Origin of the sequence: Qipengyuania sp. YIM B01966 (genome assembly GCF_016461955.1) — a bacterium.
Taxonomy (GTDB): domain Bacteria; phylum Pseudomonadota; class Alphaproteobacteria; order Sphingomonadales; family Sphingomonadaceae; genus QFOP01.
Genome location: NZ_JADMNM010000001.1, coordinates 1 through 13829, shown reverse-complemented (window position 1 = coordinate 13829; position 13829 = coordinate 1). Strand labels below are relative to the sequence as shown.

The following is a 13829-nucleotide window of genomic DNA, read 5'->3' as shown; positions in this document are numbered from 1 at the left end:
GCTAAACGCCGGCGCCATGCTTTCGCTGCCCAACCTGCTGACGCTGTCACGCATTGTCACGCTGCCGCTGCTGGCGTTCCTGCTGTGGTGGCCCGATTGGCGGTTCGGCTATCTGCTCGCCTTTCTCCTCTATGCGCTGATGGGGATTACCGACTATTTCGACGGGATGCTGGCGCGGGCGAGCGGGGCGGTGTCGCGGCTGGGCATTTTCCTCGATCCGATTGCCGACAAGATCATGGTTGCCACCGTCATCCTGGTGCTGACCGCACAAGGCTATCTGCGTGGGCCCTATGTGGGCGATATGCACGTGATTGCGGGCCTCATCATTCTGGTGCGCGAGATTGCGGTTTCGGGCCTGCGCGAATTTCTCGGCGGATTGCAGATGTCGGTACCGGTGAGCCGGCTGGCGAAATGGAAAACGACCTTCCAGATCGTCGCGCTGGGGGCACTCATCCTCGGCGGGGCGGTGCATGGCCAGCCGTGCCATTCGGTGGCCGAGGATTGCGGCACGCTGGCGAACCAGTGGATCCACCTTGTCGGCCTCGGCAGCTTGTGGGCGGCCGCGGCGCTGACTCTAATAACGGGCTGGGATTACTTGCGCGTCGGGCTGAAACACATGGATTGAAGGCGACAATCGGCAGGGTCGCCGACGATTTGGCGCTTCTCGAATATATCAACAGATTCAATAGGTTAGGCGCATTTGTGGCATAACGCGTGTGACCTTTCGCGGGCCAGGTGTCACCCTGATTTCGCGGGAGCAGGGTCTCACGCCGATAGACGGATAGTTGGTGCAACATCGCCCCAGCCTGCCACAGGCGCGCAGGTGTAGGACAGCACTGGCGTCGCTGTGGCAATTCACCCCGCGAGGAGTTCTTCGGCGAGAAGGCGGAAATCGGCGGCGCGGGGGGAATGGGGACGCCAGATCAGGGCTATCTCGCGCGTGGCATGGGCCGCTTTCAAGGGGCGCGCTTCGACGCTGGTGTTGCCCAGCAATCCGGCCTCGATCGCCATTTCCGGCAGGATCGTCTGCCCGAGGCCATTATCGACCAGTTGCACCAGCGTGTGCAGGCTGGTGGCGATCATGCTGGTGGTCCGGCGCAATTCGGGGCGGTTGCAGGCGGCGAGGGCGTGGTCGGTCAGGCAATGCCCATCTTCGAGCATCAGCAGCCGCCCTTCATCGAGCAGCGCAGGGGCGACCTGATCGGGCAGCGCGCCCGGGTCGCCGGCGGGGAAGGCGGCGAACAGGCGATCGTCGGAGATGTGCGCCGTCTCCACCTCGCCAGTGGGGAAGGGCAGCGCCAGCAGCACACAATCGGCCCGCCCGTGATGCAGCGATTCGACCGCATCGCCGCTGGTTTCCTCGCGCACACGCAGCTGCAGTTCGGGCCGGTCGCGGGCGAGGCGCGGGAGCAGGCGGGGGAGCAGGAACGGGGCGATGGTCGGGATCACGCTGAGCTTCAATTCGCCGCTTAGCGGGGTGCCGCTGGCGCGGACGATTTCGGCCAGCTCCTCCGCCTCGCGCAGTACGCGGTGGGCCTTGGCCACCACCTGCTCGCCCAGCGGGGTAAAGCGCACCACCCGGCGCGTGCGTTCAACCAGCGTGACGCCGAGCAGCGTTTCGAGTTCGCGCAGCCCCGCCGAGAGGGTCGATTGCGATACGAAGCTGGCCTCCGCCGCGCGGCCGAAATGGCCATGCTCGTGCAGCGCGACGAGATATTGCAGCTGCTTGATGGTCGGGAGGTAGGTGGTCATCGCCCGCAGCTTAGCGCGGCGGGCGGCCCGGCAAAAGCGCTGGTTGGGGTGGGGCGGGATGCTTCGACAGGCTCAGCATGAGCGGGGGTTGGGCGAAAAATTTACCCTCAGACAATCCGCTCGTGCTGAGCTTGTCGAAGCACCGCCTACTCTGCAACCTCGGACGCGGGCACCGCGTCGTCCTCGGGCATGGCCGCATCCGCCACCCGGGTCATCTGCATCTTGCCGTCCTTGACCGCGAAGGCCATCTTGCCTTCGACCAGCGCCAGCGCGTCCTTGCCGAACACCTCGTAGCGCCACCCCTCGAGCACCGGCAGCTTGCGGACCCCGGCGGCCAGGGCCTCCATCTCGTCGGAGCGGGTCAGCAACCGGCTGGCGACGTCGATCTCGCGGCTGCGGATCTTGAGCAGCAGCTTGAGCAGATCGACCACCAGCGCGCCTTCCTTGCCCAGCGGCGCGCCGCGCTTGGCGGTGTCGGGCATTTCGGCTTTGTCGAGCGGTTCGGCCCCCTCCAGCGCGCGCAGCAGGCGCTTGCCGATATCGTTGTCCTTCCACGAAGGCGACAGGCCGCGCACCTTGGCGAGATCGGCCTGCGCCTTGGGCGGATGGCTGGCGATATCGGCCAGCGTCTCGTCGCGCATGATCCGCCCGCGCGGGATGTTCTTGTGCTGCGCTTCGCCCTCGCGCCAGGCGGCGAGCGCCTTCAACCGGCCGAGCACCTGCACGTTGCGGCTGGGCGCACGGATGCGGCGCCACGCCTGGCCTGCATCATTGGCGTAATTGGCCGGATCGGCGAGCTTCTCCATCTCGGCATCGAGCCACGATCCGCGCCCGGTCTTGATCAGCTTCCTCAGCATCCGCGGGAAAATCTTGGCGAGGTGGGTGACGTCGCCGATGGCATATTCGATCTGTCGGTCGGTCAGCGGGCGCCGACTCCAGTCGGTAAAGCGCGCGCCCTTATCCACGTCGATGCCGAGCCAGCTTTCGACCAGGTTGGCATAACCGATCTGTTCCGACTGGCTGATCGCCATCATCGCGATCTGCGTGTCGAAGATCGGGTGCGGGGTCTTGCCGGTGAGGTTGTAGATAATCTCCACATCCTGCCCGCCGGCGTGGAAGACCTTGAGCACGTCTTCATTGTCGCACATCAGGTCGAGCAGCGGGGCAAGGTCGATGCCGGGCGCCAGCGGGTCGATCGCGGCGGCTTCCTCGCTATTGGCGATCTGCACCAGGCACAGTTCGGGCCAATAGGTGTTTTCGCGCATGAATTCGGTATCGACAGTGACGAAGTCGGACCGGGCGAGTCGTTCGCACAGGTCGGCGAGCGTCGCGGTATCGGTAATCAGATCGTGTATTTTCATCGGTTCTTTTCTGGTCGTGCGGCGGAGTACCACCGCTCGGGACGGTCCCACGGGGGCGGGATGCTTGACAAAGCGCGCCCCTTCCCCTGTTAGCCCGCGCGGTGGCAAGAGCGCGAGCGCCCGCGCCCTTAGCGCCGCACCCCCGCTTTGGAAAGAAATTCGATGCACGCCTACCGCACCCATACTTGCGCCCAGCTTGGCAAGGACGATGTCGGCCAGAGCGTCCGCCTGTCGGGCTGGATTCACCGCAAGCGCGATCATGGCGGGGTGCTGTTCATCGATCTGCGCGATCATTACGGCATCACGCAGATCGTCGCGGACGAGGATTCGCCGGCGCTGGAGGTGCTCGACGGTCTGCGTGCGGAATCGGTCGTCACGATCGATGGCGAGGTCAAGGCGCGCGGCGAGGGGACGGTCAACGCCAATCTGGCGACCGGCGCGATCGAGGTGTTCGCCCGCGCGGTCGAGGTGCAGAGCCGCGCCGAGGAACTGCCGCTGCCGGTGGCGGGCGAGCAGGATTACCCCGAAGACATCCGCCTCAAATACCGCTTCGTCGATCTGCGGCGTGAACGCCTGCACCGCAACATCATGCTGCGTAGCCAGGTCATCGCCAGCCTGCGCCGGCGGATGATCGAGCAAGGCTTCACCGAATTCCAGACCCCGATCCTCGCCGCTTCCAGCCCCGAGGGCGCGCGCGATTATCTGGTGCCCAGCCGCCTCCACCCCGGCACCTTCTATGCGCTGCCGCAGGCGCCGCAGATGTTCAAGCAGCTGCTGATGGTCGCCGGCTTCGACCGCTATTTCCAGATCGCGCCCTGTTTCCGCGACGAGGATCTGCGCGCCGACCGCAGCCCGGAATTCTACCAGCTCGATTTCGAGATGAGCTTCGTCACCCAGGAAGACGTGTTCCAGGCGATCGAGCCGGTGCTGGCGGGCGTGTTTGCGGAGTTTTCGGGCGGCAAGCGTGTCACCCCGGCGGGCGAATTCCCGCGCATCCCCTATGCCGAAGCGATGCTGAAATACGGCAGCGACAAGCCGGACCTGCGCAATCCGCTGATCATCAGCGAGGTGTCGCAACACTTCACGCATTCGGGTTTCGGCCTGTTCGAAAAGATCGTCGGCAGCGGCGGGGTGGTGCGCGCGATTCCGGCGCCGGCCACCCATGAAAAGAGCCGCAAGTTCTTCGACGACATGAACGACTGGGCTCGGCGCGAAGGGTTTGCCGGCCTCGGCTATGTTACCCGCAAGGGCGGCGAATTCGGCGGGCCGATCGCCAAGAACCACGGGTCTGACGGGATGGCAGCACTCTATGCCGAGTTGGGGCTGGGCGAAAATGACGGGCTGTTCTTTGCCGCCGGTAAGGAAAAGGACGCGGTCAAGCTCGCCGGGGCGGCGCGGACCCGCGTGGCGGAGGAATTGGGGTTGATCGAGGCCGATTGCTTCAAGTTCTGCTGGATCGTCGATTTCCCGATGTTCGAATATGACGAGGACGCGAAGAAGGTCGATTTCAGCCACAACCCGTTCTCGATGCCGCAAGGCGGGATGGAAGCGCTGGAAACGCAGGACCCGCTCAGCATCCTCGCCTGGCAGTACGATATCGTCTGCAACGGCTACGAATTGTCCTCGGGCGCGATCCGTAATCACCGCCCCGAAATCATGTACAAGGCGTTCGAGATCGCCGGCTACCCGGCCTCGGTGGTGGACGATCAGTTTGCCGGCATGATCGAGGCGTTCAAGCTGGGCGCGCCGCCGCATGGCGGCTCGGCGCCGGGGATCGACCGCATCGTCATGCTGCTGGCCGACGAGCCCAACATCCGCGAGGTGATCGCCTTCCCCTTGAACCAGCGCGCGCAGGACCTGATGATGGGCGCGCCCGCGCCGGTCAGTGCACAGCAGTTGCGCGATGTGCATATCCGCACGCTCGATGCTCCCGCCGCCGGGCCCGCACCCCCGACGGCCCCTACGGCGAGCGGCAACACTGCCGAATAGTCCGGCACTTGCCAGCGCCCCGTGCGTTCATTAGGGCGACAGGAAATTCCACCCCCATTTCGAAGAGGGAACCATCATGAGCGATACCGCCGAGCGCGTGCAGAAGATCGTTGTCGAGCACCTAGGCGTTGAAGCTGACAAGGTCACGCAGGACGCCAGCTTCATCGACGATCTGGGCGCCGACAGCCTCGATATCGTCGAGCTGGTGATGGCTTTCGAAGAAGAATTCGGCGTCGAGATTCCCGACGATGCGGCCGAAAAGATCACCACCGTCGGTGATGCGACCGCTTACATTGAAAGCAACAAGGGCTGATCCCTGTTCGCCACAACCGTCCGTTCGCCGAAAGGCGGACCGGGCGGCTGTGGGAATGACCTCGACTTCGGCCGCTCACCCCGAGCTTGTCGAAGCGTGACAGGCTCAGCCCCGCCGGGTTGGGCCTGTTTCAGTTTTTGGAGAGAAAGATGCGCCGCGTTGTCGTTACCGGTCTTGGCCTTGTCACCCCGCTCGGCGCGGATGTCGAAACCGTCTGGACCAACCTCATCGCCGGCAAGAGCGGGATTGGCCCGATCACTCGCTTCGACGTGTCCGACCAGAAGGCCAAGATCGCCGGCGAGGTGAAGCCCAAGGATCACGCATGGGGCTTCGACCCCGACAAGCGGGTCGATTTCAAGGTGCAGCGGCAGGTCGATCCGTTCATCGTCTATGCCATTGATGCGGCCGGGCAGGCGCTGGAAGATGCCGGCCTGACCGAAATGACGGACGCCGAGAAAGAACGCGCCGGCGTTTCCATCGGCAGCGGCATTGGCGGGCTGCCGGGGATCGAAAGCGAAAGCCTGGTGCTGGCCGAAAAGGGGCCGGGCCGGGTCAGCCCGCACTTCGTCCACGGCCGGCTGATCAACCTCACCAGCGGGCAGGTGTCGATCAAATACGGGCTGATGGGCCCCAACCATTCGGTCGTCACCGCCTGTTCGACGGGCGCTCATTCGATCGGCGATGCGGCGCGGATGATCAAGGATGGCGATGCCGATGTTATGTTGGCGGGCGGGGCGGAAAGCACCATCAACCCGCTCGGCGTTGCTGGTTTCGCGCAGGCCAAGGCGCTCAATATGAGCATGAACGACCGGCCCGAACAGGCGAGCCGCCCCTATGACAGGGACCGCGACGGCTTCGTCATGGGCGAAGGCGCGGGCGTGATGGTGCTGGAGGAATACGAGCACGCCAAGGCGCGCGGCGCGAAGATCTACGCCGAGGTGGTCGGTTATGGCCTGTCGGGCGATGCCCACCACGTCACCGCCCCGCATCCCGAAGGGCGCGGCGCCGAACTGGCCATGCGGATGGCGCTGAGGAAAGCCGGGCTGGAGCCGGCGGACATCGACTATGTCAACGCGCACGGCACCAGCACCATGGCCGATACGATCGAGCTCGCCGCGGTCAAGCGCGTGCTGGGCGATGATCTGGGCGGTGCGTCAATGTCGAGCACCAAGAGCGCGATCGGCCATCTGCTCGGCGGGGCGGGTGCGGTCGAGGCGATCTTCTGCGCGCTGGCGATCCGCGACCAGGTGGTGCCGCCCACGCTCAATCTCGATAATCCGGACGAGGGGACCGAAGGCGTCGATCTGGTGCCGCACACAGCCAAACACCGCGAGGTCAAGGCGGCGCTCAACAATTCCTTCGGTTTCGGCGGGACCAATGCCAGCCTGATCCTCAAGCAGGTCGAGGATTGAGCGCATGAAACGCGCCGGGTGCCTCGCCGCGGGCGGCTTGTTCGCGCTCGTCGCGGCGGCATCCATGGTTTTTTCGTGGGGCTGGTATTCCAGCTCCCCGGTCGACAAGGACACGACCTTCATCGTGCCCGAAGGCGCCTCACTGACGGCGGTGGCGAACAAGCTCGAAGCAGAAGGGCTGATCGCCTCGGCCGACAGTTTCCTGCTGCGCGCCAAGATCCTTGGCAGCCGCGATCCGATCAAGACCGGCGAATTTCCGGTCCCGGCGGGCGCCACCGCATCGCAATTGCTCGACACGTTCCAGCACGGCCAGCCGCAACTGCGCTTCGTCACGGTGGCCGAAGGCGTGCCCTCGGTGATGGTGCATCAGGCGCTGATGGCCCAGCCGCTGCTGACGGGCGATATTCCGGTGCCGGCGGAAGGTTCGGTACTGCCCGACACCTATGATTTCGAACGCGGCGAGACCCGCGCTGCCGTGCTCAAACGAATGCAGGACGCCATGACGCGCTACCTCGCCGAGGCCTGGGCCAAGCGCAAACCGGGCATCGCGGTCAATACGCCCGAAGAGGCCGTGATCCTTGCCTCGATCGTCGAGAAGGAAACCGGCGTTGCGCGCGAGCGGCGGATGGTGGCGGGGCTCTATTCGAACCGGGTCAAGCAGGGGATGAAGCTGCAGGCCGATCCGACCATCATCTATCCGATCACGCAGGGCCGCCCGCTCGGCCGCCGCATCCGCCAGAGCGAGATTGCCGCTGTGAACGGCTACAACACCTACACGATGGTCGGCTTGCCTCGGGGCCCGATTACCAATCCGGGCCGCGAAAGCATCGCCGCGGTGCTCGACCCGGCGGCGACCGATGCGCTGTATATGGTAGCGGACGGGACGGGCGGCCACGCCTTTGCCACCACGCTCGATGAACATAACGCCAATGTCGAAAAGTGGTTTGCCCTGCGCCGTCAGCGCGGCGAGATGTGAGGGGTGGCGGTGGCGCTGATCGTCACCGCCCTGCTTCCGCCGGATATTTTCGCCTGGGCCGAAGGGCTGCGCCGCGCACATTTTCCGCCTGAGCGCAATCTGGTCCCAGCGCATCTGACGCTGTTCCATGCGCTGCCCCCTTCGGCCGAGGACGAAGCGCGCCGCCTGCTCGCCCGCACGGCGCGCGAATGGACGCCGGTGGCCGCCAGCATCAGCCGGCTGCTCGACCTGGGCAAGGGCACAGCGCTGGCGGTGGACAGCGCCGGGATGGATGCGCTGCGCGCCGATCTCGCACACCATCTCCACGGGCTGCTGAGCGCGCAGGACGACCATCCGCCGCGCCTCCATATCACGATCCAGAACAAGGTCGCCAAGGACGCCGCGCGCGCCTTGCAGGCCGAGCTTGGCAAGACGCTGCGCCGGCGCGATTTCCTGTTCGCCGGGCTGGCGCTGCACCGCTATCTCGGCGGGCCGTGGGCGCCGCTGGGAATGTGGTCGTTCAGCGGCAAAAAGCGTGGTTGACCGGGCGGGCAGCGCCCCCTAGATGCGCCACCTGCCCATGGGGCGGAGTAGCTCAGCTGGTTAGAGCAGCGGAATCATAATCCGCGTGTCGGGGGTTCAAGTCCCTCCTCCGCTACCATTCCTTGATCCGGAAGCTTCCACTAGCTTCCGCATTTTTCCAGAAATTGAAAGAAAAGCAGAGGGTTGCGGGTGATTCGCGTCCGCATGCGCCCATGGTCTTCCACATGCAGCCAGATTTGGTGTGGGGGTATTTTGGGGGTATTTTCGCGGAGTATCGGAAAGGAGCGATACCCCCAATGCCTCTCACGGAGATTCAGGCCCGAAATTCCAAGCCACGCGAGCGCGCCTACAAGCTGGCCGACGGGGAGGGCTTATTCCTGTTCGTCCAGCCAAACGGGTCAAAGTTGTGGCGGATGAAGTACCGCTTCGCGGGCAAGGAGAAGTTGCTCTCGTTCGGCGCTTACCCAGAGCTCGGGATAGCTGCCGCGCGCGACAAGCGCACAGCCGCAAAGTCGTTGCTAGCAGAGGGCAAGGATCCAATGAGATCCAAGGGCGAAGTGATTTTGCAGGAGGGAGCGACCTTCTTCGAGGTCGCAAAGCGCTGGCATGAAAATCGAAAGAGCGCGTTGAATGCCGCGCATGCCGACCGCGTCTGGTCGCGGATGGAAAGGGACGTCTTTCCAGCCATCGGCGAGAAACTCGTGCATGAAATCACGGCTCCTGACGTCCTGGCAATGATCCGCAAGATCGAAGCAAGAGGCGCGCTCGATATCAGCCGCCGTGCAAAGCAAGGGGTGGGGCAAGTCTTCCAGTTTGCGATCGCGTGTGGCTTGGCAACGAACGATCCGACGACACATTTGCGTGGGGCGCTAAAGCCGCGACCAAGAGTGAAGCATATGAGCCGGCTGCCGCTCAGCGAATTGCCCGCTTTCATCGACAAGCTGCATGCCTACCAAGAAGAGGGCGAACGACGGTCCGCGATCACCCGTGACGCAGTTCTCTTTGCGCTCTTGACTTGGGTTCGAACCAAGGAGCTCCGCTTCGCCGCCAAATCCGAGTTTGAAGACCTGGGCGGCAAATCACCTGTCTGGCGCATACCAGCAGAGCGAATGAAGATGGGACGAGAGCATTTGGTGCCCCTCTCGCAGCAGGCAACGCACATTGCGAAATCTATGATAGCAGCAGCGCCTGGCGAGTTTCTCTTCCCGGGCAACGGCCCGAACAAGCCGCTTTCAGAGAACACAATGATCTACGCGCTCTATCGTCTTGGATACCACAGCCGCCAAACCGTGCACGGCTTCCGGGGCTTGGCGAGCACCTGGGCCAATGAACAGTTGGTCGAGTTTGGCAAGCCGCCCATGTGGATCAGGAAATACCATGAGGATTGGGTCGAACTACAGCTCGCGCATTCGGAGAAAAACGACGTGCGTGGAGCTTACAATGCCGCTGAATACCTGGCTCCCCGGCGCCGGATGATGCAGGACTGGGCTGACTATCTGAGCGGCGGGAAGGTGATCGACATCAAGAAGGCAGGGAAGCGCGCAGCCTGATAATTATGGCTTCGATCAGACCAGTCCAATCCAGTCTGCGCGCAAACGATCTCGACTTGTGACAACCCCCTCGACAATCACCGCTGATCCGACGAATTCGCATTCGGGTTCTTCGCTCTCGATAATCCAGACGACTTCGTCTGTCGTGGTCAGGAACATCCCGCGACTACCGCGGCTCAAAATTCCCGAGATGCGTATTCGACCAGCGCTCACAACGCCCCCCGTTCAAAAACGCCAATGGCGCAGCACTTCGCGCACATAGGCCGGCGTCTCGCCATTGCGAGGAATACCGCCGGCGCGCTCGACGGCACCTGGACCTGCGTTGTAGGCAGCGAGGGCCAGATGAACCACCCCGAACTTGTCTAGCATCTGGCGTAGGTATCGGGCCGCACCCAAGATGTTCGCCTTGGGATCGAAGCGATTTGAAACGCCAAGGTCCCGTGCTGTCCCTGGCATCAATTGCCCCAAACCTGCGGCGCCGGCCTTGCTGATGGCCAAGGGATTATATCGTGATTCCGTCCATACAAGAGCGTCGAGAAGGCCGCTTGGTAGCGAGTATTGAGCCTCAGCAGCGTAAACATGAGGAAGGTAGCTTGCCCGACGGAAGCCTGACGGCGCGCTGCCTTGGGGCTTTGGGTATCGATAGGGCAGATAGGTTCGACCTGCATCGGCAGCCGGCGGCTCGAACGAGCCCGCTGGAGGCATTCTCCAAATGCCGTGTTCGACGAGAAGAAAGCCATCGGTCCCTTCTGCGACGCGGAAGCCATCAGTCGTCGACTTCGAGGCAACGGTCATCTGAGGGGGCTCCAGTTCCTGCGCGTGAGCGGGGAGGACGAACCCAAATTCTGCCGTTGCCACTGCGGCAATTGCCCATTTCAGTCTCATTCCCGAATCCTTTGTTGGTCGAATCGGGAAAGAACATATATAGAACATATGATGTAGGAAAATGAAACGTCAGCGACGCAGAGCGGAGGCTGCGCGGGTGGAGGTACGTTACGATGGAGATGCCCCCATGGACCAACACCGAACATCCCAATTCCAAGGCATGCAGCTGGAAACCCGCGCACGCAAGATAGTCGAGCAGCTGGGCGGCACCTGGTCGCACTCGCGCGGGATGTGCTGCTGCCCGGCCCACGACGACCGCAATCCTTCGCTAAGCATCACCCTCGGAAAGCGTGCAATTCTTGTTCATTGCTTTGCCGGCTGCGCGAACGAGGCGGTGATAGAAGCCATGGCCGGGAACGGAATACGAATTGCGGACCTGTTCGATGGGACGAGTGATCCGATCGAGACCGAGCCGCGCGAGGAAGTCGCCAATCGTAATGCGCTGAGGCTCTGGCGTGAGGCATCGACCATCGCCGGTAGCCCTGTCGAGCGATACCTCGAGACCAGAGGTATCACGATTTCGTCGACCGAGCTGCGTTTCCACCCGCGCATGCCTCTGGGGCCAAAGGGTGCTGTCCGGTTTCTTCCCGCGATGATCGCGGCCGTGCGCAGTGACGCCGGGATTCTGGCGCTGCACCGCTCCTTCCTCAATCTGGAAAAAAGCAGCTTGGCTTCGTTTGATCAGCCCAGGCGTGCGTTAGGCAGTCCCGGTTCTGGCGCGGTGCGTTTCGCATACCCGGATGAGGGACGCCTTGGCCTCGCAGAAGGAAACGAAACGGCCCTCTCAGCGATGCAAATGTTCAATGTTCCCTGCTGGGCGACGCTGGGAAACGAACGCTTCGGCCAGGTCACAATCCCGGAATCGGTGCGCCAGCTGTATCTCTTTGTCGACAATGACGCGGGTGGGCGCCTTGCTGAAGAGCGCGCGCGAAATGCTTACGCTTGCGAAGGGCGGCTGATTGTCACCAGGCGTCCGCAGCAGACCGGCGATGATTGGAATGATGTGCTCATGCGCTCAGTCCGAGCTGCGGTCTGAATGTCGGTGAGAGGAAAGCGGGCTTGGGGCCTTGTGAGGCCCCCGGACGGATCCATCTGAACGGACACCCGGACAAACCCAGGGCCTCTTCAGGAGGTCTCCCATGTCACACGCAAATTCCGCTTTCGCATTCGCAGATCCCGCCGAGCCGCCAGTGTTGGCAGCGGCGAGGGCGCTGGCCGCGCGGCTCGCTGCAGATCAAGCAATCTCGCGGCTCACCATGAACGCCACCATGGCCGGTCACTTCGGCGGTAGCGACGCCGAAGGACGCTGGTCTGTTCGCGATGCCCATGCCGCACTTGAATTGGCGCAGGTGCTGTTTCTGGCGCAGGCAACTGAATTCTCACCTACGATGTCGTCCAGCTTTGCTGATGCGGCTTTCATGCGCCTTGAAGCTCTGGTCCCAACCCAGTCCAACCGGAGCGACGAGCAGATCGAGTGGCAACAATTCGCAACGCCGCCCCGTTTGGCCTGGATGGCTGCAAAGGCATCCGCGATTGCTGTCAACGAACTGGTTCTCGAACCTTCGGCCGGGACCGGGATGCTGGGCGTATGGGCGGCAAAGGCAGCGGCGCGTCTCGCTCTCAACGAGATATCGCCGCTGCGCCGCGAATGCCTGGGCGCCGTGTTTCCGGACGCGACAGTCACGGGATTTGACGGGGAACTGATCGACGAACTTCTCACGCCCGACGTGGGTCCGAGCGTGGTGCTGATGAACCCGCCCTATTCGCACGGTATCGAGCGCGGCCACGATAGTCGCACTGGCGATCGCCATTTGCGTTCTGCCTGGAAGCGCCTTCTACACGGTGGCCGCCTGGTCGCAGTGATGCCCGAATGGTTCGAACTTCCGAAGTTCCTTGCTGGGATTGCCGGTCCCGTTTCGTTGCGCCTCAACGCGACGATCGAGCGAGGCTTCGTCAAGCAGGGCACATCAATCTCTACCCGGCTCCTGGTTCTCGACAAGGCTGATGATGTTGCCAGCCCGATCATCGCCCAGCCGGCAAACTTTGCCGAGCTTCATCTGCTGATCGAAATGCTACCTGACCGGGTAAGCCTGCCCGCCGAGCCCAGCATCGGCATCAAGCCAGCCTTGCCGCTTCGACTGGTGGCGAACAGGACAAAACCGGTTCCACTTAAGGTCCATCCAGCCGCTGCGGCGCCGTCGATACTGCCGCTCGAATTTACTCCGCTGGACGCACCTGCGCCGATCGAAAGCCAGGTTGGGCATTATTTGCCTTACCGACCGAGCCGGATCTCAATTGCAAATGCGGTCTCCCACCCGACCCCGCTGGTCGAATCCGTCGCAATGGGTTCGATAATCGCACCCGTGCCGGAAGTGGTGCCTCAGCTTCCTTCGAGTATCATTGCTGAAGGCGTCTTATCCGCTGCGCAGGCCGAGACCCTGATCTATGCCGCAAGCGCCCATGCCCGCGATCTGCCGGGCCGGTTCGAGCCCGACGACAAGGGCTGCGCCCTCAAGGCGAGCGCCGAGGGGCACGCCTATCGCATGGGCTACTTTCTCGGTGACGGAACTGGCGCAGGCAAAGGCCGGCAAGTCGCATCTGTCATCCTCGACCGATGGGTGAGGGGTGAACGGCGCCACATCTGGATTTCCAAGAACGAAGCTTTGCTCGAGGATGCCTGCCGCGATTGGAGCGCGCTAGGTGGCCTTCCTATCGATGTTCAACCCCTTGGCCAATGGAAGCTCGGTGTCTCGATCGGGATGCGCGAAGGCATCCTCTTCGTAACCTATCCGACACTGCGCTCGGGCCGCAGCGACGCGACCAGGCTCGAGCAAATTCTCGAATGGGCAGGGGAGGACTTCGACGGAGTCATCGTTTTCGACGAAGCCCATGCGATGGCCAACGCCGCTGGCGGGGAAGGCTCACGTGGTAAGGTCAAAGGATCGGAACAGGGCATTGCCGGTGTTCGCATCCAGAATCTGTTGCCGCGCGCTCGTGTGCTCTACGCATCGGCGACCGGGGCATCCGACGTCAATAATCTCGCCTTGTCCGTCGTCAGAACATTTGGCG

The 13829-nt window shown here is 63.2% G+C and carries 13 protein-coding genes and 1 tRNA gene; 10 read left to right on the top strand and 4 right to left on the bottom strand.

Annotated features, from left to right (window positions below; genetic code table 11):
* Positions 1–16 precede the first annotated feature (16 nt).
* Positions 17–625, top strand: a complete 609-nt coding sequence (gene pgsA, locus ILT46_RS00065; RefSeq protein ID WP_199502602.1) for a CDP-diacylglycerol--glycerol-3-phosphate 3-phosphatidyltransferase — start codon at positions 17–19, stop codon at positions 623–625.
* A 230-nt stretch (positions 626–855) separates the two neighbouring features.
* On the opposite strand, the gene ILT46_RS00060 is transcribed toward pgsA, so the two are convergent.
* Together ILT46_RS00060 and rnd are read right to left on the bottom strand one after the other, a co-directional pair.
* Complete coding sequence (locus ILT46_RS00060) at positions 856–1752, bottom strand: hydrogen peroxide-inducible genes activator (protein WP_199502601.1); 897 nt, start codon at positions 1750–1752, stop codon at positions 856–858.
* A gap of 146 nt (positions 1753–1898) precedes the next feature.
* On the bottom strand, positions 1899–3113 hold the full coding sequence (gene rnd / locus ILT46_RS00055) for a ribonuclease D (RefSeq protein ID WP_199502600.1): 1215 nt from the start codon (positions 3111–3113) through the stop codon (positions 1899–1901).
* A 162-nt stretch (positions 3114–3275) separates the two neighbouring features.
* Between rnd and aspS the strand changes: the two genes are divergently transcribed.
* The 7 genes from aspS to ILT46_RS00020 all read left to right on the top strand — a co-directional run bounded on the left by aspS (position 3276) and on the right by ILT46_RS00020 (position 9875).
* Positions 3276–5102 (top strand): aspartate--tRNA ligase, encoded by a 1827-nt coding sequence (gene aspS / locus ILT46_RS00050; protein WP_199502599.1) that lies wholly within the window; start codon positions 3276–3278, stop codon positions 5100–5102.
* Between the two features lie 76 nt (positions 5103–5178).
* The gene (locus ILT46_RS00045; RefSeq protein WP_199502598.1) at positions 5179–5415 is read left to right on the top strand and encodes an acyl carrier protein; all 237 of its coding nucleotides are present in this window, start codon (positions 5179–5181) and stop codon (positions 5413–5415) included.
* Positions 5416–5564: 149 nt separating this feature from the next.
* The gene (gene fabF, locus ILT46_RS00040; RefSeq protein ID WP_199502597.1) at positions 5565–6827 is read left to right on the top strand and encodes a beta-ketoacyl-ACP synthase II; all 1263 of its coding nucleotides are present in this window, start codon (positions 5565–5567) and stop codon (positions 6825–6827) included.
* Between the two features lie 4 nt (positions 6828–6831).
* Positions 6832–7803: an endolytic transglycosylase MltG gene (gene mltG, locus ILT46_RS00035; RefSeq protein ID WP_199502596.1), complete on the top strand. Its 972-nt coding sequence runs from the start codon at positions 6832–6834 to the stop codon at positions 7801–7803.
* Positions 7804–7806: 3 nt separating this feature from the next.
* A complete protein-coding gene (locus tag ILT46_RS00030) occupies positions 7807–8325 on the top strand; it encodes a 2'-5' RNA ligase family protein (RefSeq protein WP_199502595.1) in 519 nt (172 codons plus the stop codon).
* A gap of 41 nt (positions 8326–8366) precedes the next feature.
* A tRNA-Met gene (locus ILT46_RS00025) sits at positions 8367–8443 on the top strand.
* 178 nt (positions 8444–8621) lie between these two features.
* Positions 8622–9875 carry a tyrosine-type recombinase/integrase gene (locus ILT46_RS00020; RefSeq protein WP_199502594.1) on the top strand — a complete coding sequence of 418 codons (1254 nt, stop codon included), beginning with the start codon at positions 8622–8624 and terminating at the stop codon, positions 9873–9875.
* A 15-nt stretch (positions 9876–9890) separates the two neighbouring features.
* Here the strand turns inward: ILT46_RS00020 and ILT46_RS12055 are convergent, their stop codons facing one another.
* A complete protein-coding gene (locus ILT46_RS12055; RefSeq protein ID WP_265557418.1) occupies positions 9891–10088 on the bottom strand; it encodes a DUF5818 domain-containing protein in 198 nt (65 codons plus the stop codon).
* 12 nt (positions 10089–10100) lie between these two features.
* Complete coding sequence (locus tag ILT46_RS00015) at positions 10101–10760, bottom strand: lytic transglycosylase domain-containing protein (RefSeq protein ID WP_199502593.1); 660 nt, start codon at positions 10758–10760, stop codon at positions 10101–10103.
* A gap of 127 nt (positions 10761–10887) precedes the next feature.
* Between ILT46_RS00015 and ILT46_RS00010 the strand changes: the two genes are divergently transcribed.
* Entirely contained in the window at positions 10888–11796 is a 909-nt protein-coding gene (locus ILT46_RS00010; protein WP_199503050.1) for a DUF7146 domain-containing protein, read from the top strand.
* Positions 11797–11899: 103 nt separating this feature from the next.
* Positions 11900–13829 (top strand): strawberry notch family protein (locus ILT46_RS00005; protein WP_199502592.1); only part of this gene is annotated, 1930 nt, incomplete at its 3' end.